This is a genomic window from Glycomyces buryatensis (assembly GCF_004912275.1).
Lineage (GTDB): Bacteria > Actinomycetota > Actinomycetes > Mycobacteriales > Micromonosporaceae > Glycomyces > Glycomyces buryatensis.
On the sequence record NZ_STGY01000037.1, the window covers coordinates 49647 to 76498 of the forward strand.

Here is a 26852-nt window from a genome sequence, read left to right on the forward strand (position 1 = left end):
AATGACGGGACTGGGCCCGAGCAAGCGGGTTTCTGCCCCATAGGCTTGCCGGGTGAACGATCACTCCCCGGCTCAGTCCAGTGTCGAGCTGCAGCCCCGTGCAGCCGAGCCGCGGGTCAGCGCCCGCGCCGTCGTCGTGGACAAGGAGGGCCGGGTCCTTCTCGTCCGGCACAGCGACAATGGGCGAGCGTTCCATGTGCTGCCCGGCGGACGCGTCGAGCCCGGCGAGACGGCAGCCGAGGCGGCCCGCCGCGAGGTGCGCGAAGAGACCGGAATGCAGGTCGACATCGGTGAGCTGCTTTGGGTCCGCGAGTACCTACCGGAAAGGCATCCCGGGCACCCGCACCACCGCACCCAACTGCAGCAGCTCCAGTTGTACTTCAAAGCACAAACGACTTCCGGTGCCGTGTCCCCGCCGATGGCGCCGGACCGCACGCAAGCCGCGGTCGTCTGGCATCCTCTGGCCTCGGTCGGCGAACTGGTCCTGCTGCCGCTCGGGCTGGCGCCACCACTCATCGCATTGGGCGCCGAACCGAACGCAAACGGTGCCGTGTACCTCGGCGACCTGCCCTAGACCCGACGCTCATCCGGTTGCTCGAGTTCTACGGCCTGGCCCTGGTGGACGGGGCCGGGTTGCAGTACTTCGGCATAGAAGCCGAAGCGGGCGGCCTTGCCGTAATCCCCGATTTCGGTCCGGTAATGGTGGGCGAGGGTGGCGGACAATTGCTTGTCGAGGGGCGCTCCGCCGCCGGGGATGCTGGGAACGATGCAGCGGGGCGTCGGAACCTGGACGCTGAGTACGGTCTCGCCCCACGTGATCCGAGTGCCCGGCGCCGGGTCCGAGTCGAGTTCGAGCAGCAGGTTGGGCCGGAAGCGACTCGGTGGGACCGACGCGCGGTCGAGCCGTTCGGCGAGGCGCGAGAGTTCACCTGTGGTGACTATGTGGACGGCGCCGAAGTCATGGAACCGGGCACCGGCTTCGGTTCGGGAGGCGGCGAAGCCGGTGGTCAGTTCTTCGCCGGGCGCCGTATTGGCCATCCACGAGGGGACCAGCCCGGATTGCGCGGGCATGAGGCGCCGAAGTTTGGCATCGGCCGGGACTTCGTTGATGAGCCGCACCGGCCGACCGAGATGGGAGCTGAGCGCCTTATCGGCAGCGGGACTGCCGACGATCGCCGACAGGTCGCCAATGCTGATGTGGACGCCGTCTTCGTCAGTGCGTGTGTCGACATCGAGCATCCCGCCCCACATACGAGGCTGCTTGGCACTGCCCACGAGTGCGGGGTCGCTGGCGGGTCCATTGTCCACACAGGCCCATGCTCGATCCCCGATGAGACCATTGGGACTGACCTCTGCCACGTCGAGTGCCTCGCCCCGGGCGCTCTTGACCGGGTACCGCCAAACTCCTGCAACGCTTGCCATGCAACTCAGTGGAACACGGCTTTAGCGGGAGAGGCGAAGACCGGATGGGGATGTGACGCGCGCATCTAGACACTTTTGCACGCGAATGGGTGTCGTGCTTGGCTCCGGTAGATCGGCTGTGCCAAACTCGCAATACGTGCTAGGAGCACGTTCTCGCACAAGTGAATATCAAGCGGCGGCCCGCCGCGCCATCGCTAAATGTTTGGCGGGCCGCCTCCCTACACCAGAGAGGCGAGCCTCCCATGGCATACATCAGCGTACGCCAAAACCACCTCAACTCCCTAGACGGAAACACCTCGGGAGTCGCATGGCAGGCGGTGGTCCCGGCGTGGACCATGCCGCCGCAGGACAAGGCGGCATTCCGCGCCAAGCTCGGCGCGCACCGATCCCGGCCCAACCCGAAACCTCACCCGCACGTGTCCGCCCCGGACCCGCAGCGTTCGTACGCGTGGCGAGTCGCGTTCGAACCCGACCCCGAACCGCGCCTGCCGCACCTGAAGTTCGACAAGGCGGTCCGTGTTCACGCGGCCGCAGCGGCGGCGCCCGAGCGCCCGACACTGATCCCGCTTCCGCCCCGCTGGTGCGGGCCGCTCCCGCGACGGGCCTTCACCACACCACCGGCCGCAACCACGAACTCGACTTCGGCTGTGGCCGAACCCGAACGGCGACTGCGCAAACGGGTCGCGATTCTGTTCGGCTTGGCCTACCTGTTGCTCATGGCACTGACCACCGGCCTCGCCCTCCACGGCTACTACCTCAACGCCCCCACCAGAAACGACGACGACGAAGCGGACGACGACGCCGAGACGCCGCCGAAGGGGAACCTGCGAGGCAGCGGCAACTTCCTCAGCGGCCCAGGCGATGAGTTCACCCCCCGCCTGGCTCAAAGACTTCCTACCCCAACCTCCCGACCCTGACCCGGACGACAGTGACGGCGAGCCCGAACCGAACTCATCTGTGCCGAAGCCATCCGGCTCTGGCACAACACCTTCCGCCACTGTGAAGGCTGAGGAGGCCGGGTTCACCTCGTCAGGATGAGGAAGCGTCCGGGCTTGGGGGACAGCGTGATAGACGTCGAATTCGTCCACCCCTAGTCGACGGGGAGTCGGTACACCGACACGTGGTACGGGGAGTCGGCGGTGAACTCGCCGCCCTGCCAGTCGGCGTGGCGGGATTCGAGTTCGAAGCCGGCGAGCCGGGCCATGAGGTCCAGTTCGGACGGCCAGATGTACCGGTGCGGGGTGCGATCGAGGCGGGACCGGCGGCTCTCGTTGAAGGTGAAGTGGTGGGAGACCACGTGCTGGTTGAGGGTGTCGTAGGTGTCGAGCAGGATGTACCCGTCATCTACGACACCGACCGTCGCCTTGCGGCCCGGAGGGAGCGCGCGCAGTTCGGGCACCCACAGCTCGATCACGAACCGCCCGCCCGAGACGAGGTGCCGGGCCGCGTTCTGGAAGCACTCGACCTGCTGGTCCTGGGTGAGCAGATTCGAGATGGTGTTGAACACCAGATAGGCCAGGTGGAACTCACCGGGGGCCCGGACGGTGGTCATGTCGCCCTCGAACACCGGGAGCGCCGAATCGTCTACTTTGGCGCGGAGCTGCGCAATCATGTCGGGGGACAGCTCGATACCGGTCACCGGCACGCCGCGCTCGGCGAGCGGCACGCCCACACGGCCGGTGCCGACCGCGAATTCGAGGGCGCGGCCGCCTTCGGCGAGCTCGGCGAGCCGGTCGATGGTCGGGTCGAGGACCTCCGGCGCGAACATGCCCTCGCCGGGGGTGTCGTAGCTGCGGGCCGTTTCGGCGTCCCAGATGTCGTTCGATTCCATCGCCTCAGGATTCCTTAGGCCCGCAGCCATGTCGAGCGGTTTGCGTGGCCGCAGGTTCGTTCCCCGTCCCGCACCGACACGTCGCTACGATGGGAAGCGAGGGGCCGACCCGTAGGAGCGCACATGGAATCAGCCGAACTCGTGGCGATCGCCATGCTTCTGCGGCAGCGCAACGACATCGACGCCCGCATTACCGATATCGTCGGCCGTCCCCTGGTGCACGGGCACCTCTCCGACTGGATCGCCGCGCAGATCTTCGACATCGAACTCGAACCCGGGGCCAATCGGGCCGTGGACGGCTGGTTCCGCAGCGGCCCCCTCGCCGGGCGGACCGTCAATGTCAAGCACTACACCCGCAATGAGGGCCTGCTCGACATGACCGACTCCGAGGAACTCGACTACTACCTGGTCATGTCCGGGTCGCGCAACGGCACTACCAGGGCGCACCGGCCCTGGGGCATCGACCGGGTCCACCTCTTCGACGCCCCGGAGCTGATCGATGCCCTGCACACGTACATGCGCCGGATCGGCGTCGCCACCAGCGTCCGCGCCGAGTTCTGGCGGGCCGCGGAGATCTATCCGAACCGCGTGAACCGGACCTTGCTGCTCAGCCCCGACCAGGTCGCGGCCCTCGAGGGCTTCAGATCCGATCCGCCGCCCGGCCAATGAAACCGCGGCCCCGATAGCCGCTCGGCTCAGTCGCCGATGCTCAGCCAGTAGCCGTCGAGGTCCGTCAGGCTCGGCGGGGTCTCCAGCAGCGGCGCGAGCCGTCGCGCCATCAGATGGATGTCGTCGCGGCGGTCGTCCTGCGCGTAGAACGCGGTGCCCGCCAGTCCCGACGTGATCATGTAGAAGCGCAGCCGGTCTCGGTGGTCGGCCGTGTCATCGAGGGCCGCGACGGCGGATCGTGCCTGCGGCGCCATCTGCGGCCAGGCGCCGCCCCAGAACAGCTGGTACGCCACGTCCCAGAGCGGGTCGCCGATCATCGCGTATTCGAGGTCGAGGACGCCGACCGTGCCGTCCTCGCCGAGGACGAGATTGTCGGCGCTGTAATCGCCGTGGACGAGCGCCCGGATCGGCGGCAGGGGCGCGGATTCGGCGTGCACCACGTCCGAAAGGGTCTCCAGGACTTTACGATCCTCAGTGGACTCAATGTTCCCCCAAGCCTTGAGGACGCCCCTGAGCAGCCACTCGGCCCACGCGTCGTGGAATCCGTTTCCGGTGTCGGGGTCGATGCCGCCGTCGCCGGTCGTGGCGGAGAGGTCCACGGCATGGAGCTGTTCGAGCGTGTCGGCCTGTCTTGCTTCGGCTCCACCGGTTTTCGGGCGTGCGGGGTCGGAAATGGAGCTTGAGTCAGTTCACAAGAAGATCGCTACAAGCGACGCGATGACGCCCCCCAGGACGCAGAACGTCGGCACGGAGAAGATCCCCGTTATGAGCAGGACCTTCTGTGCGCGGCTGAACTGCGCCCAGATGACGGTCTTCCACCCCCACCAGGACACGCGCAGACGGCTCTCCCAGATGGAAGGCTTCCCGGTCCGGGTGAAGATCAGGTTCGGCACCGGATGTAGTTGCAGGCCATGATGAATCGGGTGCCGAGGGTCGCGCAGGAGCGCCTGATCCCGCTCGCTGAGGTGGTGCGATCCCGGCGGCAATGGCGGCGGATGCGGCGTATAGGTCATGCGAATGCCTGGACGATCAGGATGAATCCTGTCAACATGAGGAACAGCAGGACGGGCACCCACACGACCGCGATCAGGAGCCAGGCCTGCCGCCGGTAGAACCTTCTGGCCTCTTCGGGATGCACTACCACGCCGTAGAGCTTCGCGACCTCTTCCAACGGAACGTCGTTCCGATCCATCTCAATGCTCCGTTCGGGCGTCACACTGCGAATGTCAACGTACGCAATGGTCGCAACCCGATTCCCGGCCGGTACCGGGCTTCTCCTGCGGCACCGCGGATTCGACTGCGCCGGAGTTCCATCGCGTTCTCGTGGACGAACTCGCATGAGCCCTGGAGTCGCAAGCATGTGCGCGGCCCGATCCAGGCGCTTGACTGGGTCCATGAGCGAAAATCACGGAAAGACGATCCTCGTCATCGGCGCCACCGGCAAGGTCGGGAGGCGCCTCACTGAACAGCTTCGGGCTGCCGGGCACGACGTGCGCGGGGTCTCCCGCCGCACGGCGATCCCATTCGACTGGCACGACGCCTCGACCTGGGGCGCGGCACTGGAAGGCGTCTCCGCCGCCTACATCATTCCGCCGGATGAGCCGATCCCGGCGCGGGAATTCGTCACGGCCGCAGCGAATGCGGGAGTGCAGCGCCTGGTCTCGCAGTCGGGCCGCCGCATCCACGTGCTCGTGGAGGCGGCCGGAGCCGGCCCCGACGATGTCGCCATGTACGCGATGCAGGAGGCCCTGAAGCACTCCGGCGTCGAGTGGACGGTGTTGCAGGCCAACAACTTCAACCAGAACTTCAGCGAAGGGGACAACCTTCCGGCGCTGCTCGCCGGGGAACTGGCGCTGCCGCTGCGGGGCACGACCGAACCGTTCATCGACGTCGAAGACATTGCGGCGGTGGCGGTCGCGGTCCTGACCGAGGACGGCCACAGCGGCCAGATCTACGAACTGTCCGGGCCCGAATCCATCTCCTTCGAGGACGCGGTCCAGATCATCGCGAAGGCCGCCGGGAAGGAGATCACCTTCCGGGCCGAGGACCCCGAGGACTACGTCGAGGCGCTGAAGGCGGCGGGCGTGCCCGAGCCGCTGATCGAGTTCCTGGACGTGATGTACGGAGTCATGCGCGAAGGCAAGATCGCCGACGTCGCGGACGGCGTCCAAGCGGTCCTCGGCCGCGAACCGGTCGCCTTTGCAGATTGGGCGGCTCGCGCCGCGAAGGAGGGTTCCTGGGTGTCATAACAGCGAGTTCAGCGGTGTCACAGGCGGACCGGTCTCACCGGTCCGCCTAGACCGCGTTGTGCCTCCATACGCCCTGCGCGACCTGGCCGGTCGCGACGACCACCTCGACGCCCGCCGGCCCGGCAGGGTTTCCCCGCAATCCGGTTTTTTGCGCCTAGTTGTTAATCTGCCTTTGACCACCTCACCATGCATTCCACCCGACCTGGACGTTGGACCCAAATGGCGGAGAACGATCAGACCTGGACCGACCCCGACGGATTTGTCACGCTCCGACGCATCGGCGACGAGGTGACCATCAGCGTCTCCACCAGTGGATTCGCCAGGCCGTCCCACGAGCTCGCCCGGCTCGTCCGCGAGCTCGGCACCGAACTCCCCGAGCCGGACGCCGAAACTAACCAGGCGATGAACGACGGCATCGCCGCCCTCGGAGCGATACAACAAGCCGCCTCCACGGGCGGCTACGACGCGGTCGCCGCGATGATGCGCCAGCGCCTCGGCGTCGAAACCCCCGGTCCCGTCCCCGTCCTCGACTCCGACCCCGCGATCGACGGCGGCCTCGGGGTCTGGCTCGGCGGGTTCGGGAACGCGATGACCGAGGCGGCCGCCGCCCGGCAGGACCCGGAGCGCGAGCCGCTGTTCGCCGAGTCCCGCACCTCCGAAGGGGACGTCGGCGTCACCACCAGCAGCCGGGAGATCATTGCCGGAGTCCATATCGGACCGAATGCGCGCTATCTCGGAGTGGAAGGTCTGGGCCGGGCCCTGACCGAGCAGCTGGCGGCCGCGCGGGCCGAGCTGGCCAAGGCCGCGCTCGAACAGGCCCGCAAGAACCGGCCCGAGGAGGTCTCCGGCGTGCTGGACGGCGCCGAAGCCGGCACGCAGCGCGAAGCGGACCGGACCAACCAGATGATCGACGAGTACCAGCAGGCGGTCGCATCCGCCAAACGAAAGATGGGACTGCAGTGAGCAGGGTTTTCGACCTCGATTTCGTTCAGGGGATCGCCGACAATATCGACAGCAAGGTCGTGCCGATCCTGGAAGAGGCCAACGATGAGAGCGTCCTTCCGGCGCTGAACGGCCTCGATCGCGCCCTCTACACGGCCGTCACCCTGCCGCTGGCGCTGTCCTACTCGCTCGCCACCGCGACAGTTACCGAGTCGATGGCCGGTGCCGCCGAAGGCTTCCGCGAAATGTGCGAGGCCCTGGACGCCTGCATCGCCGACATGGAGGAGATCGACGGCGTCGTCGCCTCCGCGTTCGGCGGCGGGGCGGGGGCGGGCATGGGCCCGGGAGGCGGGGCAGCGCGCCGGGGTGGAGCCGGAGCGGCGCGCGGCGGCGCGGCGGGCGGGGCCGCACCCGACATGGGGGACCTGTTCGCGACCGGTGACATGTTCTACCAGGCCGGCAGCGCGGCCTCGCCGGTCTACAACGCGATCATCAAGACCTGCGGGACGGTGATCGTCGCCCCGGCCATCGCGTTCGGACCGGCGGTCGGGATCATCGCGTCCTCCATCTATATGAACCAGTGCAATCCCGGCGACATGATCAAGACCGGCGGATCGTGGTTCAAACTGGCCGGGGTCAACTGGGCCGCGGCCGACGCGCCGATGGCCGAGGTCGAGACCATTACCGACGACAACTGGTCGGGCGCGGACGCCGAGGCGTTCAAGCAGAAGGCCGCCGAGTTCTCCTACCAGCTCAAGGAGCTGGCCATCAATGCGGTGACGCTCGCGATGGAGCTGCTGCTGATGGCCGGAATCCTCACCATGTACTGGGGATTCCTGCTGACCTGCACCATCACCATGCTCTCCTTCTTCATCCAGCTGTGCGCGGTGGGCTGGACCGGGGTCGGTGCCGCCGCGGTCGTGACCGCCGCGAACGCGTCCGCCGCCATCATGAACCTCAATGTCAAGGCCATAGAATCCCAGATCACGATGATCGCGGGCATATGCGCGGGGATCGCGGCGGCGTTCAGCGTCGTCACCATAAGTCTGCAGAAGAGTCACGGCAACGACGTCGGAGTGGGTGACATCCTGGGCGGCTTTGCCGGCAATGCGCTGGAAGGCCTGGCCACGTTCGGGGTGCGTGCCCTCCTCATGACCCCCATGGGCAGGCACTCCATGACCGCGCTCCAGGGAGTCGGCGGTTCGGCGGTCTCGCTCGGCAGCGGCTGGGTGCTGGCGGGCCACCTGGGGCAGGCGGCCTCCACCTGGATTCCCACCTACCAGGGGGACGGCGACTGGAAGTGGGGCGCCGAGGGCGGCGGCGGTGTCGGGGGCGGCGTGCCGGACGGCCTGGCGAACTGGTGGCAGGACGACCCGTCCGAGACGTGGTCCAATCCCGACGAGGTCAAATGGTCGTGACCGCATGGGCTTTATCGCCTGGCAGGCCGACCCGAACTTCAAGGCCCGGCCAGGCTGGGAACTGCGCGAGAACCCGGCCGCTTTCACCGAAGCGGCCGGATGCGGCTACCTCGACCTGCGCCTCGGGCACGGACGCGTAGGCAATGTGCCGCAGTCGGGCGACCTGCTCGAGAACGCCCGGCGCCGAGAGGCGGCCGTCCAGGCGGGGAACGCCTTTCCCGAAGCCCGATACGAGGCGAGCCTCGTCCCGGAGGCGCTGGTCGACGGCCGATCGGTGGCGAGCGGGTGGGGCCGGATCACGGTGCCGCTGTCGCCCGGTCGGCACCTGGTCGAGGTGCAGAGCCGGCATTCGCGGGCCTGGCGGGCGGTGGACATCGAGGCGGGCCGGACCGCCGCGTTCGACTACGTCGGCATGAAGGGCAACGCGCACCGGTCCTTCGCCGAGGACGGGCCGCCGTTCAACATGCGACACCTGACCGGGTACACGATCGGGCCGCGCGGGCGGCTGAACTACTGGCAGTACCTGCCTTCCAACGCCAAGGAGCATCCGTGGGCGTGGATGGTGATGGTGGGCCTGTTCATCGGTGCGATGATCCCCGTGATCCTGCTCGCCGGAGCCGGGATCGACATCCGCTACGGGTGGGGTCCCGCGATCATCCTGACGGGTTGGGTGGTCATCCCTGCCATCACCGTTTCTTGGTGGGGGGTGAGCGTGCTGTGGAAGTTCTTGCGTTACAACCGCTGTCCGCCCGCGCCGCCACTGGATACCCGGCCCCTCAGCGGGCCGGACCGACTGGCGCCGCTGGTGCTCGACGAGGAGGGCGCGGTGCCCGCCCCGGCGGCGGGTGCGGCCGCTCTGGTGATCGATGCGCGATTCCTCAAGGCCGACATCGGATCCGAGGATCTGGCGCGGCAGTTGGAGCCCGGGCAGCGCCAGTTCACTCCCCGGCAGGAACGGGTGCTGAACCAGATCGGGGAGGTAACTCCTGTCACGCATCGGCCCGTGGTGCCGCCGCCGCAGATTTGGATCGACGGGGTCGAAGTGGCCGCCTCGTGGACCCGTATGTGGTTCGAGCTGGCTCCCGGCGAGCACCACGTCAAGGTGCAGACCCCGGGCTCGCCGCTGCCGGTTCCGGGCGGGGAGGCCCCGCCGCAGACGTTGGAAGCGCCGCTATCGATCGCCCATGGACAGACCGAGCTCGCGGAGCTCCAGGTGAACGTCTGGGCCGTGCCCGACCCGACGGAGCCGATCCTGCACCGCTGGGCCTGCGGCATCGACTACTTCGGCCCGGAACGGCGACGTCCGAAGCCCGCGCGGCCCCGGCAGCGCATTCGCTGGAGCGAGCTGTTCTCCAGACTCCCTTATAAACAGCAGGATCGCGAGGAGCGCGAGCACGCGGCCTACCAGGACGAACGCGGCCGCCCGCGCTGAGTCGCCTCGCCCGATACACCCCGAACCGAGGAGGCATTCGCCTTGCAGCAGAACCTTGTCGAGCTGGCCGCCCTGCTCTCGATGTCGCCCGTCGACGCGCCCGCCATCGACTGGACCGAAGTCACCCGGGAACTCGGGTCGGAGCTTCCCGCCGACTATCGCGCCCTCATCGACATGTTCGGTCCGGGCCTCATCCGCGGCTCCGACATCATCATCTACGGCCCGGGCTGCCCCAATGTCTACTACGACCTGGTGCCGGAGAGCAAGCAGCGGATCGAGGACCTCGAAGGCCTGTGGAGCGACGTTCCGCCCGAGGACAGGCCTCCGCACCTCTTCGTTCCCGGTACGCACCTGGTCAACTGGGCCACCTCCGGGTGCGGCGAATACTTCTACTGGATCGCCGACGCGACGAAGCCGCCCGAGACGTGGACCGTGTCCCTGGAGCAGGGACGCGACGGCGCCTGGGAGCACTTCGACCTCGGCTGCGTGGACTTCCTGCTCGCGGCCTTCACCGGCCGGATCGACACGTTCTACCTCCGGAGCCTCCCCGAACGCACGTACACCTACGAGCCGTTGAAGGAGCTTCCCGGTCCCTGAGGAGTCACCGGCTTCCGTTCGGCCCCAACCGCTCCCGGGCAAGTGCGGCCTGAAGGTCAGTCGTGGTGTTCGGTCGCCACCAGCTTGTCGCCCGCGGTGTGGAAGACCCAGAACGAGCCCTTCTCCAGGGCCGGATCGTCCGGGGCCTGCGCGCCGAAACGGTGGCAGAAGTGATTGATGAGCTCGTCCATCGTCTCGCCGTGGCCGCAGATGACGGCCGGCTCGCCCACCGCGATGAGCTGGTCGACCCGGTCGGTCGCCAGGCGCGGTTTCTCTGTGCCCGAAGTGAACTCGGGCAGTCCGGTGAGCGCGATGCCCTCGGCGGCGCAATACGGCAGCAGCGTCTCCAGGCAGCGGGCGCTGGTGGCGCTGTAGGCGGTGCCGGTCGGGTAGCTCGCGAGCAATACCTCGAGCAGCGCGGCGCGTTCGCGTCCCCGCTGATTCAAGGGGCGCAGCACATCCTGGTCGAACCAGTCCGCTTTGGACATTGCGATGCCGTGACGGATGAACACGAACGGCACCGTCTCGCGGGCCCCGTTCGCGATGAAGTCGGCCAGGACCGGCTGGTCCCGCTCGTGCGTGAGCCGCTCGGCGGCCTGGTCCAGCGGCACCCATTCGAGCCCGTCGACCTCGCGCGGATCGACCGCCGCGTCGACCGCCTCGGCCGCCGCCGTCGCGCACCAGTAGTCGACCCGCTTGAGCCGGCCTTCCTTGTCGTAGAGGGAGGGCGCGAGCGGACGCCCGAGGACCGGTTGAATGCCGGTCTCCTCGAACACCTCGCGCTGTGCGGCCGCCAGGATGTGCTCGTTCTTCTTCAACTTGCCCTTGGGAAACGACCAGTCGCCGTACTTCGGGCGGTGAATGAGGGCGAGCTCGGGCCCGGCCGGGCCCGGCCGCCACAGCACGGCGCCGGCGGCGAAGATCTCGGGTTCGTTCAACGGTGCTCCTGCATCAGTTCTTCCTGGAGGTCGATGCCGCCGCGCGGGCGGGACCACAGGCCGAGCGGGCTGAGCCGCCACGTCCGTGTGTCGGCGTCCATGCCCCGGTCGAGCAGTGACGTGAGCTGCGCGCGATGGGCATCGCCGGTCACCCGCACCAGCACTTCGACGCGGCGGTCCAGGTTGCGATGCATCAGGTCCGCCGAGCCCAACCATACTTCCGGGTCTCCGCCGTTCTCGAACACGTACACCCGAGAGTGTTCGAGGAAGCGGCCGAGCGCGCTGCGGACCCGGATGTTCTCGGACAAGCCGGGCACGCCCGGGCGCAGGGCGCAGATGCCGCGGATGAACAGGTCGACCTGCACACCGGCCCGGCTGGCGCGGTAGAGCGCGTCGATCATCTTCTCGTCGGTCAGGGAATTGCACTTGAAGCGGACGCGGGCAGGCAGGCCGGCCTGGTGGTTCTCGATCTCGCGCTCGATCCGGTCGATCAGGCCCGGACGCAGGGAGTGGGGGGCGACCAGGAGGCGCTGGTAGTCCTCGGAGCGGGAGTAGCCGGTGAGGTGGTTGAACACGGCGTTGACGTCCTCGCCGACGGCCTGGTCGGTCGTCAGCAGGCCGAAGTCCTCGTAGAGGCGGGCCGTCGCCGGGTGGTAGTTGCCGGTGCCGATGTGGCTGTAGCGCAACAGGCTTCCATCGTTCTCCTGGCGGACGACCAGCGCCAGCTTGCAGTGGGTCTTGAGGCCGACGATCCCGTACATGACGTGACAGCCGGCCTGCTCCAGCTTCTGCGCCCAGTCGATGTTCGCCTGCTCGTCGAAGCGCGCCTTGATCTCGACCACGACGACGACCTGCTTGCCCGCGTCGGCCGCCTTGATGAGGGCGTCCACGATCGGGGACTTGCCGCTGGTGCGGTACAGGGTCTGCTTGATGGCCAGGACCTGGGGATCGACGGCGGCCTCCTCTATGAGGCGCTCGACCGAGGCGGTGAAGGAGTCGTAGGGGTGGTGGACCAGCAGGTCCTGGTCGCGCATGACGGCGAACAGGTCGGCATCGGGCGGCAGTACCGCCTCGGAGGGGCGAAAGCGCGGGTAGGTCATCTCGGAGCGGTCGAGATCGGCGATGGCGTCGAGCCCGGACAGGTCGAGGGGACCGGGGAGGCGGTAGACGATCTCCTCGTCCACGCCCAGCTCGGCGGTGAGCCGGTCGAGGACGCGCGGATCGATCGTGTCCTCCACTTCGAGGCGCACGACCGGCCCGAAGCGGCGGCGCAGCAGCTCGCGCTCCAGGGTCTGGAGCAGGTTCTCGGTGATGTCCTCGTCGATCTCCAGGTCCTGGTTGCGGGTGACGCGGAACGTGTGGTGCGCGAGGACGTCCATGCCGGGGAAGAGCTGGTCGAGGTGGGCGGCGATGACGTCTTCGAGGGGGACGAAGCGGCCGGGCGCGACGGCCATGAAGCGCGAGAGCAGCGCCGGGACCTTGACGCGGGCGAAGCGGGTGACGCCGAGGCGGGGATCGCGGACCTGGACGGCGAGGTTGAGGGACTGGCCGGAGATGTAGGGGAAGGGGTGCGCGGGGTCGACGACGAGCGGGGTGAGGACCGGGTAGATGCGGGCGGAGAAGAGCTCCCGCATGAGCTGGCGCTCGCCGGTCTCCAGCTCGTCCCAGCGCAGGATCTCGATGTGCTCCTTGGCGAGCAGCGGGGCGATCTCGTCGCGGAAGTACTCGGCGTGCTGGAGGCTGAACTGGTGGGCGAGGCCGGCGATGTGCTTGAGAACGCTCTGCGGCGGACGCCCCGACGAGGTCCGGACCGGCAGGCCGGTCGCGATGCGGCGCATGAGTCCGGCGACGCGGACCATGAAGAACTCGTCCAGGTTCGTCGAGAAGATGGACAGAAAGCGAACCCGCTCCAGCAGCGGCAACTCGGGCGACTGCGCGAGCCGGAGCACGCGCGCGTTGAACCGCAGCCAGCTCTCCTCGCGGTCGAGGAACCGGTCGGGTGGCAAATCATCACCAACGAGGGGAACAGACTCACTATTCGTCATACATCACAATGTTAACGAAGAACATGAACGATCGGTGAACGAGCTTTGAAATCCCCCTGCGTTCACAGAATCACACGCCGAATAGACATTGGATCACCTGTCATAAGCTCGCGATCTCCGAGCGAGAGAAGGAGGCCGGATGGGGTTCTGCCAGATCGAAGGCTGTGAACCGCAATGGATGACAGGGCTCACCGAAATCCGGCGGACCCACGGGCCGATGCTGCGGTCGCTGGTCGGCCACACCTTGCGTGCCGTGTGGCTGCTCGAGGGGCCGCCGGGTGAGTGGTGGGCGGATACGCCGGTCGTGCTCGATTTCGACGGCGTCCGTCTCGAGGTCTGCCACCAGAAGTTCGATGAGCTCTCGCTGGCCTGCGGCACGATCGATCTGGACCGCTCCGTCCCGTGGTTCGAGGCCGATGGAGGCCGCCTTCCGCTTCGCTGGAGGACCGACCTGGAACCGGTCGCCGCGGGGTTTGCCGGTGAGCGCCTGACCGCGGTGGAACTGGTCGAATGGACCGGCGCCGACCTGGCGGCGGGCATGATCAGCCCGCGCTTCACCTTCAAGACGGGCCACCTGAAAATCTACAATGTCCTCGACGAGAACGCCTTCGCCACCGGCCCGCTCCTGCCATACGAGCGATCCCATCGCCTCCAATGACCAACACGAGATCACATCACGGATCTAGTTAGGACGCAACCGCATCCCGAACCGGGCCGCCCCGGCCCCGCCCGTGCCCGGGGCCGGCGGGATGATTCTCGGATGACTTCCCCTCAGTTCAAGGTCAACTACCCCGAACCGGGTGCGACCCAGGGCGATTCGATGCCCGCCGGGTACCGGCATCTGCATCGCGAGACGGAACTGGCGGCACCGCTCGCGCGGGCCGCCGAAGTGTTGATGACCTGGGGCCTGCACGAGCAGTGCGGGCTGCGGCCCGAACCCTCCGCGCCCAGGGTCGCGGCCGGAGTCGAGGTTCGGTTGCGGTTCGCCGGGCTGCGGATTCCCTGCCAGGTCGTGTGGGTCGAGGAGACGGCCGAGCGCGTCGGCTTCGGCTACGGCTCCCTGCCCGGCCACCCCGATCAGGGCGAGGCCGCGTTTCTGCTCGAAGCGCTGGGGGAGGAGACGACCCGTTTCACGATCCGGTCGTTCTCCAAACCGGGCACCTGGCTGAGTCGGCTCGGCGCACCGGTCGCCCGCCATTTCCAGACCCGCGCCACCGACCAGTTCGTGACGCGGATGCGGGACGCCGTGTCCGCATAGGTCTGATTGGAAAGGGCACAGAAAAACCCGCTGGCGAACCAGCGGGTTTTGTTTGCGGTCCCGACGGGATTTGAACCCGCGACCTCCACCTTGACAGGGTGGCGAGCACTCCTAGCTGCTCTACGGGACCTTGAGATCGGCCGGAGCCGTTCAAGGTCGTAAGACCTCATTTAGTTATACCAGGCGGTTCCGGGTGACCGAACTCGCGCCTAGTTGTACCCCCAACGGGATTCGAACCCGTGTTACCGCCTTGAAAGGGCGGCGTCCTAGGCCTCTAGACGATGGGGGCGCTTTGTGAGCCTGACACTTGGCGCGCTGCGCCGCATCTCAGTTTCACTGGGCTTACCACCGCGGAATTCCGCTTGGGCTCGACAAGCATACGTGACCTACGGGGGCCCGTCCACGCCGGGGCGTTGTTGAGACCGTCGTCTCAAATCGGGGCGGATTCTCGATCGCTCCGGATGGCGCCGAATGCGCATCGCCGGAAACGTTTGCGGTGCTTGCTAGGTTGGGGGCATGGAGTTCGCCTACCTGGGACCGCGCGGCACCTTCACCGAGGCCGCGCTCCGCCGACTGCCCGCCGCCAAGGGCGCCACGACCACCCCGATGTCCTCGGTCGCCGAGGTCCTCGATGCGGTCCGCCGGGGCGAGGTCGATGCCGGGTTCGTTCCGCTGGAGAACTCCCAGGAGGGCACCGTCACCGTCACCGTCGATGAGCTCGTCGGCGGTGAACCATTGGTGATCGCCGGGGAGGCCGTCCTCCCCGTCACCATGGTGCTCGCCTCCGAGAAGACGGCGGACGGGATCACCACCGTCGCCTCCCATCCGCACGCGCTCGCCCAGGTGCGCGGCTACCTGCGGCGCGAGCTGCCGAACGCCACGGCCGTCAATGCGCTCTCCACCGCCGAGGCCGCCCAGCGCGTGCTCGTCGGCGAGTTCGACGCCTGCATCTGCGCCCCGTTCACCGCCGAGGCCGCGGGGCTTCCCGTGCAGGCCTTCAACATCGGCGACAACCCCAATGCCGAGACCCGCTTCGTCCACGTCGTGCGGCCCTGCCCGCCGCCCGAGCCCAGCGGCAATGACATCACCTCCCTGGCCGTCTATATCGACCACGACCAGGTCGGGGCGCTGCTCGCGGTGCTCACCGAGTTCGCCGTCCGCGGGATCAACCTCACCCGCATCGAGTCCCGACCCACCGGCGAGGCCCTGGGCCGCTACGCGTTCTTCCTCGACTGCACCGGCCACCTCGCCGACGCCCGCATGGGGGAGGCGCTCATGGGCCTGCGCCGCATCTGCGCCGACGTCCGCTACCTCGGCTCCTACCGCCGCGACCGCTCCGACGATCCCGTCCCGGCCCCGAAGGGGCTGTCCGACACCGATTTCACCGCCGCCGCCGATTGGCTGCGGCACCTGCGCGACGGCGGTCGTCCTTAGGAGGTCCGCCTCCGGGAGGAGCGGGCCGGTGCGGATTCGTTCTCATCGGGGACGACGACCGTGGCGACCGGGCCATACGCTTGGCGCATGGCTTCCCTGCTTGATGAACTGCTGCTGCTGGCGTACGACGACACGACCGGCAAGTGCCGGACCTCGTACCTCAACCTCGGGTTGGGCGGAGCGATCGTGCTGGAGCTGACGCTCGCGCAGCGGATCGACGTGGTCGACAAGAAGGTCGTCGTCATCGACGCCACCCCGACCGGGGACGCCCTGCTGGACGAGCGCCTGGCCGCGATCGCCAACGACAAACCGCGCGCGCCGAGGACCGTGGTGGAGCGCGCCGGCAAGGGGGTGCGGCAGCGGGTGCTGGACGACCTGGTCGCGCGCGGCGTGCTCCGCCACGAGCAGTCGATGGTGCTGGGGCTGTTCCCCTCGCACCGCTACCTCCCGGCCGATGCCGGTATCGAGGCCGACGTCCGCTTCCGTTTGAGCAATGCGGTCACGGTAGGCGAGGCGGGAAACGCGCGCACCGCCGCGATCGCGTCGCTGGTGTACGCGCTGCAGCTCACCAAGGTCGCCTTCCCGGGACGCGACCAGCGCGCGACCCGCAAGGCGCTCAAGCGGATCACCGAGGGCTCGTGGGCGAGCGACGCCACCCGCAAGGCGGTCGAGGCCGCGCAGGCGGCGGTCATGGCCGCGATGGTCGCGGCCACCTCCGCGGCGGCGGGCTCCTCCGGGGGAAGCTAGCGCAACGCAGACGGGGACGGAGAAGTTCACCCGGTGAGCTTCCAGGTTCCCGCCCGGCCACGGGAGCGACCCGAGGCGTCGAAGTCCACCGGGTGAACCAACCGGCCGCGACCACGTGCTTCCCTCGGATCTTGGCACCACCGGCCCGCGGCGTGGTTAGCTTGGGGCATGTCTGAAATTCATGCTTCGAATTCGGACCCGGCCATACCCGGGCCGCCGGTGCCGCCCGCTCCCCCGTCGCCGCCCGAGCCTCCGTCGTTCCTCGACCGGCCCGAATCGCGGTCGTTCGAGAAGGACCCCCGGAGGGTCAAGATCACCGACCCGGAGCGGATGAAAGCGCTGGCCCACCCGGCGCGCATGGCGGTCTTCGACTTTCTCGGCAAGCGGCGCGTCGAGGGCTTCGACGGCGCCACGGCGACCGAGATCGCGGAAGTCGCCGACATGACCCCGAGCGCCATGAGCTACCACCTCCGCACCCTCGCGAAGGCCGGCTTCATCGAGGAGGCGCCCAGCCGGGGCGACGCGCGGGAACGCCTGTGGCGCTTGGCCATTCACTCGTTTTCCATCCAGGCCGAGACCGGTGCCCCCGAGAGCCACAAGGTGGTCGAGCGGGAGATGGTGCGGGCCTTCAGCGCACAGCAGGAGCGCGATTTCCAGCGGTGGCTGGCCACGCGGGACGAGACCGATCCCGAGATCCACGAATCCGCGGTGTCAACGCAGGGACGGCTGCGGCTGAGCCCGGCCGAGGCGCAGGAGTTCCAGGATCGGTTCCTGGAGCTGGAGGAGGAGTACGCGGAGCTGACCCGGAAGCGGATCGAGGCGGGCGCCGGCGAGGACGACGGCACCTACGTTTACAACGCCCTCTTCCGTCTCTTCCCGCACCTGTAGCGGACTGCGAAGCCAAGAAATTCTGAAAAACCTCTTTCGTATTCAGATGTGAAAGAGTAATTTCGAAATATGTCTTTCACATCATTCCTCGACGGCACCCGGTGGTCCGACATCCACACCACCGCGGTCTGCGCCTTCCTCGCAGGCACCGCCATGTTCACCGCCGACTTCGCCCTCCTGCTCAGGCTTCAGACCGCCGGCCACGGCGGCATCGCCGTCGCCTCCCTGATCATCTGCGCCACCCTCCCCCTGGTCGTCCTCGCCCCGATCACCGGGCGCCTCGCCGACCGCTTCGACAGCCGCACCCTCATGGTCCTCAGCGGCGTCCTCCAGGCCGGGGCCATCGCCGCCATGGCCTTCACCGACGACCTGTTCGCGCTCCTCGGCCTGGTCGTCCTCAACGCCTGCGGCACCGCGCTGCTCCAACCGACCGTCGGAGCGCTCACCCCGCTCATGGCGACCGAGGCCGACCTGCCGCGCGCCGTCGCCTTCGTCTCCAGCGGAAACCTGCTCGGCATGGCCGCCGGGCCCGCCGCCGCCGGCTTCATCATCGGCGCCCACGGCGTCGGCGCCGCGCTGGCCATCTCGGCCGGGTGCGCCGCGCTGCGGGCCCTGCTGTGCTGCGACATCCGCACCAGACGCGGCGGGACCCGTCGCGAGAGAGTGGACAGGCACCGGTCGCCCACGGCCGCATGGCGACTGCGCGACGACCGGATGCTGCTCACGATGGTCCTCGGACTGAGCTCCGTCCTCGCGGCGCTCTGCGCGGTCAATGTCCTCAGCGTCTTCCTGGTCCGCGAGGTCTATGACGCGTCCGAGAGCACCTTCGGCCTCGTCCGTGCATGCTGGACGGTAGGCATGGCCGGCGGGGCCTGGATCGCCGCCGCCGTCATCGCCCGCCTGAAGCGCGACTCCCAACTGGCGGGGATGCAGATGATCTGCCTGGCCGGGATCGGCGTGGTCGCCTTCATGCAGGGCATCCCGCTGTTCACGGTGTTCCTGCTGGTGCCGCTCAACCTGTTCGGCGGCCTGTTCAACGCGGGGGAGAACGCGGCCCTGGCGAACGCGGAGGCGCGCCGCGTCCCCGAAGCCCTTCGGGGACAGGCGAACGCCGGTGTGAGCGCCCCGTTGAACGCGGCGCAGCTCATCGGGTTCTTCCTGGGCGGCGCGATGTCGACGGTCCTGGACGTGCAGCTCTCGTTCGTGCTCGTCGGCCTCATCTCGATCGCGATCGCGGCCGCCTGCGTCCCCGCCATTCGCCGGGCCGCCCGCGCCGAGCCCCGGGACGGTGTCCCGGCCGATGCGCAGCCGGAACTCGCGCCGGTCGCCTGAGATCGGGTGTTGTCCAGCACGGAAACGGCGCCCCGATCACCCCCCGGCTCAGGTCGGGTAGGCGCGGATCTCCGAGGCCTTCACGGCCGCCCACACCTGCTGTCCCGGCTCCAGCCGCAGCTGCGCCACCGCGGCCGGAGTCACGTCGGCGGCGGCGCGGAGCGGGCCCTCGAGCTGGACGCGCAGATTGTCGCCGTGGCGGTGGATGCCCGATACCGTTGCCCGCCAAGTGTTCCGAGGGCTGCCGTCGGGACGCTTCAGGAACAGCGCGACCGCGCTGGGGGCGAAGGCCGCGAATGCCGGGCCGTCGAGCGGATCGGCGACGGTCAACGTCAAGTCGCCGTCGAGCGCGACCCGGTGCCCTTCGGCGCGGCCTCGGTAGAGATTGAGACCGACCAGCCGGGCGACGTAGTCGGTGCGGGGCCGGGCGGTGATCGACTCGGCGTCGCCCTCCTGAACGGCCCGTCCGTCCTCGATGACGACGAGGCGGTCCGCGAGCATCAGAGCGTCCACCGGATCATGAGTGACCACAATGGCCGCTCCAGTGTGGCCGGTGAGGTGCCGGTGGAGTTCGGCGCGGGTGTCGAGCCGGGTGCGGGCGTCGAGGGCCGCGAGCGGTTCGTCCAGCAGCAGCAGCGCCGGATTGGTGGCGAGGGCCCTGGCGAGGGCCACCCGCTGGGCCTGACCGCCCGAGAGCTGCTTCGGGCGCCGGTCCCCCATGTCCCCCAGGCCGACCCGGTCGAGCCACCCGGCGGCGCGGGCGCGGGCGGCGGCGCGCCTCAGGCCCTGCCGACGGGGGCCGAAGGCCACATTGTCGAGCGCGTTCAGGTGGGGGAACAGCAGATAGTCCTGGAAGACGACGCCGATGCGGCGGCGCTCGGGCGGGACCCACTGGGCCCGGCCCGGCTCGCCTCCGCGTCGGCTCGCGACCCGGTCGAGCTCGCGTCCGTCAAGGGCCACAAAGCCATCCGAGAGCGATTCGAGCCCGGCGAGGGCACGCAGCGCGGTGGACTTGCCGGCGCCATTGGGCCCCAGGAGGGCGACGGTCTCGCCCGCGGCCACGCGCAGACGCAGATCGAGGCGGAACTCGCCGCGTTCGACCACCAGGTGGGTATCGAGTCCGGGCGGGGTCCCCGAATCCGTTTCCCGCACCTCGCTCCCGGGTCGGCGGTCCGGCTCAGACTGCTGCCCGGCGTTCACGGCGCGGCCGTCCAGCGCTCGCGCAGGGAGGCCAGGACGACCACCGAGACGGTCAACAGGATCAGGCTCAGCACGATCGCCGCCTCCAGGTCGCTTTGCAGCGCAAGGTAGACCGCCAGCGGCATGGTCTGGGTGCGGCCGGGGAAGTTGCCCGCGAAGGTGATCGTGGCACCGAACTCCCCGAGCGCCCGGGCCCAGCACAGGACCGCGCCGGCGGCGACGCCGGGAGCGATCATCGGCAGCGTCACCCGCCAGAACACGGTCCAGCGGTCCGCGCCGAGGGTCGCCGCGGCCTCCTCGTAGCCCTCGTTCGCGCCGCGCAGCGCCCCCTCGACCGAGACGATGAGGAACGGCATCGACACGAACGTCATGGCGAGAACGACCGCGGCGCTGGTGAACGGGATGGTGATCCCGAAGGTCTCATCGAGCCATGACCCGACGATCCCATTGCGGCCGAACACGAGCAGCAGCGCGACGCCGCCGACCACGGGCGGGAGCACCAGCGGGACGGTGATGAGCGCGCGGACGACGCGGCGTCCGGGGAAGTCGCTGCGCGCCAGCAGCCAGGCGATCGGGACGCCCAGGACCAGACTCAGCGCGGTCGCGGCCGTCGCGGTCACCAGGGACAGACGCAGCGCCGCGAGTACTTCGGGCTCGGCCAGGCGCGCGGGCATGTCGGTCCAGGGCGCGCGGATCAGCAGGCCCACCAAGGGAAGCGTGAGGAATGCCAGACCGATCAGGGCGGGCAGCAGCAGGGCGGCCGGGACGCGACGGCGCGCCCTGGCCCGGGGCCGAGTACGGATCCCGACTGTGCTCATGGCGATCTAGGGCTGCTCGAAGCCGGCGCCCGAGAGGACCGACTGTGCGGCGTCGGAGTGCACGTATTCGGTGAACTCGCGGGCGAGGTCGGCGTTGGGGGCGTTCGTAAGAGCGGCGATCGGATAGGCGTTGACGGCCTTGCTCGCCTCGTCGAACTCGATGCCGTCGACCTCGTCCGCCGCGGCGAGGGTGTCGGTGCGGTAGACCAGCGCGGCGTCGACCTCGCCGAGGGTGAGCTTGGCGAGCGTGGCCCTGACATCGGCCTCGTAGGTGGCCGGGGTGACCTGACCTCCGGCGGCGTCGATGACGGCCTGAGCGGTGGTGCCGCAAGGAACCTCCGGGGCGCACGCGGCGACCTTGAGGCCCTGGAGGTCACCGAGTCCGGTCACGCCGCCCGGATTGCCCTCGGGGACGGCGATGACGAGTTGGTTGAGCGCGAAGGTCTCGGCGTTCTCGGCGCTGCCGGACTCGACCACGGTGTCCATATTGGCCTCGTCGGCGGAGGCGAACACGTCGGCGGGCGCGCCTTGGTTGATCTGGGAGGCGAGCGTGGAGCTGCCGGCGAAGTTGAACTCGACGGTGACGCCCTCGTGCTCGGTCTCGAAATCCGCGCCGATTTCCTCGAAGGACTCGGTGAGGGAGGCGGCGGCGAAGACGCTGAGCGTGGTCTGGGAGGCCCCGTCGTCCGCATCGGCACCGGCGGTGCAGGCGCTCAAGGCGAGTGCGGCGCAGCCGAGAGCGGCGAGGGAGGTGCGGGCGGTGGCGGTGCGCATGAGGGCTCTCCGGTTCAGGTCCGGTCGGGGCGTTCGACGACGACGGCCGTGGACTTGACGACGGCGGTGGCGAGCGAGCCGACCTCGAGGCCGAGCTCGTCCACGGCCTCGGCGCTCATCAGCGAGACCACCCGGAACGGGCCCACCTGGAGATCGACCTGCGCCATCACCTTGTCCCTGACGATGGCGGTAACGATGCCGCGCAAGCGGTTCCGGGCCGAGGAGGAGCCGGAGCCCGCGTCGGGCTCGGCGGCGCGGGAGCGGGCGAAGGCGGCCAGGTCGGCGCCGTCGATGAGGCGCTGGCCGTGGTCGTCGCGCGCGGCGGTGAGGCGGCCGGCATCGATCCAGCGCCGCAGCGTGTCGGCACTGACCCCGAGCAACTCGGCGGCCTCGCCGATGCGGAACATGGTCACACCATCGATCGTAGTCTCGCAGATGCGACTCTGTAAACGAATATCGCTTGGATTTACAAGACCGTTGCCCCGCTCGATTCGCGAATGCGGCGGGATCCATCGGCCGCCGGACGATGTCGTACCTCGGCGCCATAGTTGATAGTGGGGGACCCCAGGGGTCCGATTTGAAGGCTGATGCCTCGGATGTCCGCCCTATCCCCAGCCGAGTTCGTGGAGGCGGTGCTCCTCGATGCCGAAGTGATGGGCGATCTCGTGGACCACCGTCACCGCGACCTCCTTCACGACCTCCTCGGTCGAAGCGCACATGCGCAGGGTCGGCCCCCGGTAGATCGTGATGGTGTCCGGCAGGACCCCGCCGTACTCCCAGCCCCGGTCCGTCAGGGCCGTCCCCTCGTAGAGGCCCAGCAGCTCCTTCTCGGGACCGTCCGGTTCGTCCTCGACCAGGATCACCACGTTGTCCAGCATCGCCAGCAGCTGCTGGGGTACCGCGTCCAGCGCGTCCCCCACCGCCGCCTCGAAGTCCGCATGCTCCATCTCTACCGCCACAGTCCCACGATATGGCTTTGAGAAGCCGATGTGCAGGCCGGTAACCTGGTGGGCGTGATTGATCTGCGAGCACTGCGAGAAGACCCGGACGCCTATCGCGCCAGCCAGCGCAAACGCGGCGCCTCCCCGGACTCCGTCGACGCCCTGCTGTCCGCCGACGCCGACCACCGCAGCGCCCTCCAGTCCTTCGAGACCCTCCGCGCCGAGCAGAAGGGTCTGGGTAAGCAGATCGCGAAGGCGAGCCCCGACGAGAAGCAGGGACTGCTGGCGCGCACCAAGACCCTCGCCGAGGAGGTCAAGACCGCCGAGTCGCGCGTGACCGCCACGGCCGCCGCGTTCGAGGCGGCCGGGCGCGCCCTGCCGAACCTGGTCGCGGGCGAGGCCCCGGCCGGCGGCGAGGACGACTTCATCGTGCTGCGCGAGGTCGGCGAGACCACCGTCCCCGAGAACGTCCGCGACCACCTCGAGATCGGCACGGCCCTGGGCCTGATCGACACCGAGCGCGGCGCGAAGACCTCGGGCGCGCGCTTCTACTACCTCACCGGCGACGGGGCGATGCTCCAGCTGGCGATGCTGAACCTGGCGATCCAGCAGGCCGTGGCGACCGGATTCACGCCGATGATCCCGCCGGTCCTGGTGCGCCCGGATGCGATGGAGGGCACCGGTTTCCTCGGCGAGCACTCCGACGAGATCTACTACCTCGAACGCGACGAGCTGTACCTGGTCGGCACCTCCGAGGTCCCGCTGGCCTCGTACCACTCGGGCGAGAACCTGGGTGATCTTTCGGAGCCGCGGCGCTATGCGGCCTGGTCGTCGTGCTTCCGGCGCGAGGCCGGCTCGTACGGCAAGGACACGAAGGGGATCCTGCGGGTCCACCAGTTCGACAAGATCGAGATGTTCTCGTTCTGCCGCCCCGAGGACGCCGAGGCCGAGCACCGCAAGCTTCTGTCCTATGAGGAGCAGATGCTGAAGAAGATGGAGCTGCCCTACCGGGTCATCGACGTCGCCGCCGGCGACCTGGGGACCTCGGCCGCCCGCAAGTTCGACACCGAGGCGTGGGTGCCCAGCCAGGGCCGCTACCGCGAGCTGACCTCGACCTCGAACTGCACGACGTTCCAGGCCCGGCGCCTGAACATCAAGTACCGCGACGAGCAGGGCCGGAACGCGGTCGCCGCGACCCTCAACGGCACGCTCGCGACCACGCGTTGGCTGGTGTCGATCCTGGAGAACCACCAGCAGCCGGACGGCTCGGTGGCGGTCCCGAAGGCCCTCCAGCCCTTCCTGGGCAAGGAAGTCATCGAACCTAAGTAGGGCACCGAAGTAGGACGTAGCGAAGCGGCCCGCCGACCGGAAGGTCGGCGGGCCGTGCGTTTTCGGGCGTTTCCGGTTCTTTTGGCGACCCGACCAACCTGTGGGCCCCCGGCTTCAAAAACCGTGACATGGGGCTGCGACAGAAACCCTCAGTGCCGAGAAACCCTCTGGTTCTCAGGATGTGAGGTTTTCTTCGCACCAGTTCTTGAGGACCAGTGCGTGGTTGATCCGCGGGTCCTTCGCCGCGTACAGCAGCGTCACCGGTCCGGCGGCGGCCGCGGTCAGGATCGGTTCGGTCCGTTCGGGGTGTCCGTCGAGCTCGGAGCGGTAGCGCTGCGCGAACTCCTCGAACCGTTCGGGCCGGTGCCCGAACCAGATCCGCAGGTTGGGCGACGGCGCCGCGTCCGGTAGCCATTCGGCTCCGGCCACGTCCTCCTTGCTGACGCCCCGGGGCCACAGCCGGTCGACCATGAACACCGCCCCGGCCGGGGGCGCTTCCTGGCGGTAGTCGTAGACGCGTTCGATCGTGAAGTCAGCCATATGGGCACCGTATGCCCCGACGGCCCGGTTCGGCCCATTTTCACGGGCTTTCACGTCGACGTGAGTTCAGCCTCCCGGGCCCCCGCCGTTCACCTTCGCGAGGCTACGGTTGGAGCGTGTCTGATATCTCCCCGTCACAGCCCCGGACCACTCCGCCCAAACTGGTCGCCGTCGACTTCGACGGCACCGTGGCCGACTACCACTACGAGCAGGCGACCCGGCCCAGCGCCGCGGTGGTCGAGGCGATCCGTGCGGTCCGCGACGCGGGGGTCCCGGTCGCCGTCGTCACCGGCCGCCCGATCTGGGGCGCGCTCTACGGGGCCCGCGCGCTGGAGCTGTCCGACGGCTTCGTCTCCGCCTCCCACGGCGCCGGCGAGTACGACCTGATCGCGCAGGAGATCTCCCACCAGGAGACCGTCGACCCGCGCCCCGCCATCGAGGCCTTCCTCGCCGACGGCGTCGACGTCGAGTTCGCGGTGGAATGGGACCTGGACGGCTGGCGCCACACCAAGGGCTTCAAGCGCGACTTCCACGCCGAGTGGGCCGGCGTCATCGGCATCGACGAAATCCTCGAACGACCCGCCCCCAGGCTGGTCGCCCGGGTCGACTCCGACAATCCTTACGGCGCAGGGAAACGCTGCCCGAACGCGATGCGCCTCGCTGAGGCCGCCGCCCTGAACCCGGCCGAATACCATGTCGAGGTCGGCTACAACGGCTGGATCGACGTCGGTCCCCCGGGAGTGAACAAAGCGACCGGAGTCGCCCGCATCGCGGACTACTACGGCGTATCATCGGCCGACACCGTCGTCTTCGGCGACGCTCACAACGACCTGACCATGTTCGCCTGGGCCGGACACGCCGTGGCGATGGGACAGGCCGAACCCGAAGTGCGCGCCGCCGCAGACGAAGTCGCCCCCTCCATTTGGGAGGACGGCGTCGCGAAGGTCCTGGCGCGCTGGTTCTCCTGAGCCTTTGAGGAACAGATTCTCTGAGGCACAGCCCGACCCGGCAAGCCATTCGCAGTGGCGGAACGAACGAGAAACCAAGGAGGAAGCATGATCGGACTTTCCAAGGCTCCCCGGCTCGTCGCCACGGATCTCGATGGCACCCTCGTGCGCTCGGACGAGTCAGTCTCGCCGCGCAGCATGTCCGCGCTCAAGCGGCTCGCCGCCTCGGGAGTCATCCTGGTCGGCGCCACCGGCCGCGGCCCCCGACTACTTGAACTGTGCCGCAACGACATCCCCTCGGCCGACTTCCTCGTCCTCGGCCAAGGCGCCTTCGTCTACGAGTGCCGCTACGACGACTCCATCGTGGAGATGGCGAACCGCTCCGTGGACGGCGAGATCCTCCACGACACGCTCAAACTGATCGAGGCCGAGGTGGGGCCGCTGCGGGCCCTGGCAGAGCCCGCCGACAACCTGCGCCACATCGCCGGCGATCCCTGGCCCGACTGGCCCTGGCCCTCCGTCGTCCCCCAGGCCGCCCCGCGCGAGGTCGCCTTCACCGGACCGATGGTCAAGGGCTTCTTCAAGTCCGATGCCATCGACGGGCCCGAGCTGTTGCAGATCGCCATGGAGCTGGTCGACCTCGATTCGGTCGTCCTCACCGAATCAGGCGTCGGGATGCTCGAAGTCTGCCCCGTCGGCGTGGACAAGGCGAACGGCATCCAGGTCGTGCTCGACAAGTTCGACATCGGCTGGGAGGACGTGCTCGTCTTCGGCGACGCCACCAACGACCTGTCGATGATCCACCGCGCCGGACACGCCGTCGCGATGGCCAACGCCCACCCGTGGGTCAAGTCCGCCGCCGACGAGACCACCGTCGACGGCAATGACGACGACGGCCTGGCCCAGTACATCGAGGAAGTGCTCGAACTGCTCTCCTGACGGCTCCAGTCGGAGCTGAGTCGTAAATCCGACAATACCGCCCGGACCTCGACGTCTTCGGTGGTCGACGCCCCATCGGCCTCTCAGCCTGCGGATACGCAGGCGGCATCGGAACCTTGTGCACTGAATCCGTCTCAGGGTTCCGCTACCTTGAAATAGCCG

Annotated in this window: 30 protein-coding genes and 2 tRNA genes; 17 read left to right on the plus strand and 15 right to left on the minus strand. The window is 68.6% G+C overall.

The genetic code is table 11. From position 1 onward, the window contains the following. Positions 1 to 52: 52 nt before the first annotated feature. Positions 53 to 574, plus strand: a complete 522-nt coding sequence (locus FAB82_RS09100; RefSeq protein WP_136534230.1) for an NUDIX domain-containing protein — start codon at positions 53 to 55, stop codon at positions 572 to 574. Here FAB82_RS09100 and FAB82_RS09105 read toward each other — a convergent pair. Then, entirely contained in the window at positions 571 to 1422 is an 852-nt protein-coding gene (locus tag FAB82_RS09105; protein ID WP_136534231.1) for an MOSC domain-containing protein, read from the minus strand. The genes FAB82_RS09100 and FAB82_RS09105 overlap by 4 nt on opposite strands. Before the next feature lie 242 nt (positions 1423 to 1664). Here FAB82_RS09105 and FAB82_RS09110 point away from each other — a divergent pair, with 242 nt between their 5' ends. Next, positions 1665 to 2339: a hypothetical protein gene (locus FAB82_RS09110; RefSeq protein WP_136534232.1), complete on the plus strand. Its 675-nt coding sequence runs from the start codon at positions 1665 to 1667 to the stop codon at positions 2337 to 2339. Positions 2340 to 2512: 173 nt separating this feature from the next. On the opposite strand, the gene FAB82_RS09115 is transcribed toward FAB82_RS09110, so the two are convergent. Beyond that, positions 2513 to 3253, minus strand: coding sequence for a class I SAM-dependent DNA methyltransferase (locus FAB82_RS09115; protein WP_136534233.1), 741 nt, complete (start codon positions 3251 to 3253; stop codon positions 2513 to 2515). 123 nt (positions 3254 to 3376) lie between these two features. Here FAB82_RS09115 and FAB82_RS09120 point away from each other — a divergent pair, with 123 nt between their 5' ends. Next, positions 3377 to 3922, plus strand: a complete 546-nt coding sequence (locus tag FAB82_RS09120) for a hypothetical protein (RefSeq protein WP_136534234.1) — start codon at positions 3377 to 3379, stop codon at positions 3920 to 3922. 26 nt (positions 3923 to 3948) lie between these two features. On the opposite strand, the gene FAB82_RS09125 is transcribed toward FAB82_RS09120, so the two are convergent. The 3 genes from FAB82_RS09125 to FAB82_RS09135 are packed head-to-tail and all read right to left on the minus strand — an operon-like array spanning position 3949 to position 5114. Further along, entirely contained in the window at positions 3949 to 4596 is a 648-nt protein-coding gene (locus FAB82_RS09125) for a phosphotransferase family protein (protein WP_136534235.1), read from the minus strand. Positions 4597 to 4611: 15 nt separating this feature from the next. Next, positions 4612 to 4935: a hypothetical protein gene (locus tag FAB82_RS09130; RefSeq protein ID WP_136534236.1), complete on the minus strand. Its 324-nt coding sequence runs from the start codon at positions 4933 to 4935 to the stop codon at positions 4612 to 4614. Then, positions 4932 to 5114, minus strand: a complete 183-nt coding sequence (locus FAB82_RS09135; protein ID WP_136534237.1) for a hypothetical protein — start codon at positions 5112 to 5114, stop codon at positions 4932 to 4934. The genes FAB82_RS09130 and FAB82_RS09135 overlap by 4 nt, the downstream gene beginning before the upstream one ends. A 202-nt stretch (positions 5115 to 5316) precedes the next feature. Between FAB82_RS09135 and FAB82_RS09140 the strand changes: the two genes are divergently transcribed. From FAB82_RS09140 to FAB82_RS09160, 5 genes are all read left to right on the plus strand, one after another. Further along, entirely contained in the window at positions 5317 to 6171 is an 855-nt protein-coding gene (locus tag FAB82_RS09140; protein WP_136534238.1) for an NmrA family NAD(P)-binding protein, read from the plus strand. 219 nt (positions 6172 to 6390) lie between these two features. Beyond that, on the plus strand, positions 6391 to 7134 hold the full coding sequence (locus FAB82_RS09145; protein ID WP_136534239.1) for a hypothetical protein: 744 nt from the start codon (positions 6391 to 6393) through the stop codon (positions 7132 to 7134). Then, positions 7131 to 8531 (plus strand): hypothetical protein, encoded by a 1401-nt coding sequence (locus FAB82_RS09150; protein WP_136534240.1) that lies wholly within the window; start codon positions 7131 to 7133, stop codon positions 8529 to 8531. The genes FAB82_RS09145 and FAB82_RS09150 overlap by 4 nt, the downstream gene beginning before the upstream one ends. A gap of 4 nt (positions 8532 to 8535) precedes the next feature. Beyond that, entirely contained in the window at positions 8536 to 9963 is a 1428-nt protein-coding gene (locus tag FAB82_RS09155) for a hypothetical protein (RefSeq protein ID WP_136534241.1), read from the plus strand. Positions 9964 to 10005: 42 nt separating this feature from the next. Continuing rightward, the gene (locus tag FAB82_RS09160; RefSeq protein ID WP_136534242.1) at positions 10006 to 10560 is read left to right on the plus strand and encodes a hypothetical protein; all 555 of its coding nucleotides are present in this window, start codon (positions 10006 to 10008) and stop codon (positions 10558 to 10560) included. A 56-nt stretch (positions 10561 to 10616) separates the two neighbouring features. Here FAB82_RS09160 and FAB82_RS09165 read toward each other — a convergent pair whose 3' ends face one another. Both FAB82_RS09165 and FAB82_RS09170 read right to left on the minus strand, forming a co-directional pair. Further along, a complete protein-coding gene (locus FAB82_RS09165; protein WP_136534243.1) occupies positions 10617 to 11498 on the minus strand; it encodes an NUDIX hydrolase in 882 nt (293 codons plus the stop codon). Beyond that, positions 11495 to 13543, minus strand: a complete 2049-nt coding sequence (locus FAB82_RS09170; protein ID WP_136534244.1) for an RNA degradosome polyphosphate kinase — start codon at positions 13541 to 13543, stop codon at positions 11495 to 11497. The genes FAB82_RS09165 and FAB82_RS09170 overlap by 4 nt, the downstream gene beginning before the upstream one ends. A 139-nt stretch (positions 13544 to 13682) precedes the next feature. On the opposite strand from FAB82_RS09170, the gene FAB82_RS09175 reads away from it, so the two are divergent. Both FAB82_RS09175 and FAB82_RS09180 read left to right on the plus strand, forming a co-directional pair. Then, positions 13683 to 14201 (plus strand): hypothetical protein, encoded by a 519-nt coding sequence (locus FAB82_RS09175; protein ID WP_136534245.1) that lies wholly within the window; start codon positions 13683 to 13685, stop codon positions 14199 to 14201. Between the two features lie 102 nt (positions 14202 to 14303). Beyond that, entirely contained in the window at positions 14304 to 14801 is a 498-nt protein-coding gene (locus FAB82_RS09180) for a DUF1990 domain-containing protein (protein WP_136534246.1), read from the plus strand. Between the two features lie 55 nt (positions 14802 to 14856). On the opposite strand, the gene FAB82_RS09185 is transcribed toward FAB82_RS09180, so the two are convergent. Together FAB82_RS09185 and FAB82_RS09190 are read right to left on the minus strand one after the other, a co-directional pair. Beyond that, positions 14857 to 14931 (minus strand) — tRNA-Asp (locus FAB82_RS09185). Between the two features lie 86 nt (positions 14932 to 15017). Continuing rightward, positions 15018 to 15090 (minus strand) — tRNA-Glu (locus tag FAB82_RS09190). 227 nt (positions 15091 to 15317) lie between these two features. Here FAB82_RS09190 and pheA point away from each other — a divergent pair. From pheA to FAB82_RS09210, 4 genes are all read left to right on the plus strand, one after another. Further along, entirely contained in the window at positions 15318 to 16235 is a 918-nt protein-coding gene (pheA, locus tag FAB82_RS09195) for a prephenate dehydratase (RefSeq protein WP_136534247.1), read from the plus strand. Positions 16236 to 16322: 87 nt separating this feature from the next. Further along, positions 16323 to 16982 (plus strand): GOLPH3/VPS74 family protein, encoded by a 660-nt coding sequence (locus tag FAB82_RS09200; RefSeq protein ID WP_136534248.1) that lies wholly within the window; start codon positions 16323 to 16325, stop codon positions 16980 to 16982. 168 nt (positions 16983 to 17150) lie between these two features. Then, positions 17151 to 17870, plus strand: a complete 720-nt coding sequence (locus tag FAB82_RS09205) for an ArsR/SmtB family transcription factor (protein WP_136534249.1) — start codon at positions 17151 to 17153, stop codon at positions 17868 to 17870. Positions 17871 to 17939: 69 nt separating this feature from the next. Further along, positions 17940 to 19202, plus strand: coding sequence for an MFS transporter (locus FAB82_RS09210; RefSeq protein WP_136534250.1), 1263 nt, complete (start codon positions 17940 to 17942; stop codon positions 19200 to 19202). A 48-nt stretch (positions 19203 to 19250) separates the two neighbouring features. On the opposite strand, the gene FAB82_RS09215 is transcribed toward FAB82_RS09210, so the two are convergent. The 5 genes from FAB82_RS09215 to FAB82_RS09235 form a co-directional block, all read right to left on the minus strand. Continuing rightward, the gene (locus tag FAB82_RS09215; RefSeq protein WP_136534251.1) at positions 19251 to 20354 is read right to left on the minus strand and encodes an ABC transporter ATP-binding protein; all 1104 of its coding nucleotides are present in this window, start codon (positions 20352 to 20354) and stop codon (positions 19251 to 19253) included. 44 nt (positions 20355 to 20398) lie between these two features. Further along, positions 20399 to 21220 (minus strand): ABC transporter permease, encoded by an 822-nt coding sequence (locus FAB82_RS09220; protein WP_136534252.1) that lies wholly within the window; start codon positions 21218 to 21220, stop codon positions 20399 to 20401. Positions 21221 to 21226: 6 nt separating this feature from the next. After that, positions 21227 to 21994 carry a molybdate ABC transporter substrate-binding protein gene (modA, locus tag FAB82_RS09225; RefSeq protein WP_136534253.1) on the minus strand — a complete coding sequence of 256 codons (768 nt, stop codon included), beginning with the start codon at positions 21992 to 21994 and terminating at the stop codon, positions 21227 to 21229. A gap of 14 nt (positions 21995 to 22008) precedes the next feature. Continuing rightward, positions 22009 to 22407 (minus strand): TOBE domain-containing protein, encoded by a 399-nt coding sequence (locus tag FAB82_RS09230; RefSeq protein ID WP_136534254.1) that lies wholly within the window; start codon positions 22405 to 22407, stop codon positions 22009 to 22011. Between the two features lie 192 nt (positions 22408 to 22599). Next, positions 22600 to 22941 (minus strand): metallopeptidase family protein, encoded by a 342-nt coding sequence (locus FAB82_RS09235; protein ID WP_136534306.1) that lies wholly within the window; start codon positions 22939 to 22941, stop codon positions 22600 to 22602. Positions 22942 to 23007: 66 nt separating this feature from the next. Between FAB82_RS09235 and serS the strand changes: the two genes are divergently transcribed. Beyond that, complete coding sequence (serS, locus tag FAB82_RS09240; protein ID WP_136534255.1) at positions 23008 to 24264, plus strand: serine--tRNA ligase; 1257 nt, start codon at positions 23008 to 23010, stop codon at positions 24262 to 24264. A gap of 174 nt (positions 24265 to 24438) precedes the next feature. Here the strand turns inward: serS and FAB82_RS09245 are convergent, their stop codons facing one another. Continuing rightward, on the minus strand, positions 24439 to 24804 hold the full coding sequence (locus FAB82_RS09245) for a DUF488 domain-containing protein (RefSeq protein ID WP_136534256.1): 366 nt from the start codon (positions 24802 to 24804) through the stop codon (positions 24439 to 24441). A gap of 116 nt (positions 24805 to 24920) precedes the next feature. Between FAB82_RS09245 and FAB82_RS09250 the strand changes: the two genes are divergently transcribed. Then, the gene (locus FAB82_RS09250; RefSeq protein WP_168801508.1) at positions 24921 to 25772 is read left to right on the plus strand and encodes an HAD family hydrolase; all 852 of its coding nucleotides are present in this window, start codon (positions 24921 to 24923) and stop codon (positions 25770 to 25772) included. 87 nt (positions 25773 to 25859) lie between these two features. Further along, entirely contained in the window at positions 25860 to 26690 is an 831-nt protein-coding gene (locus tag FAB82_RS09255) for an HAD-IIB family hydrolase (RefSeq protein ID WP_136534258.1), read from the plus strand. The last annotated feature ends 162 nt before the right edge of the window (positions 26691 to 26852 follow it).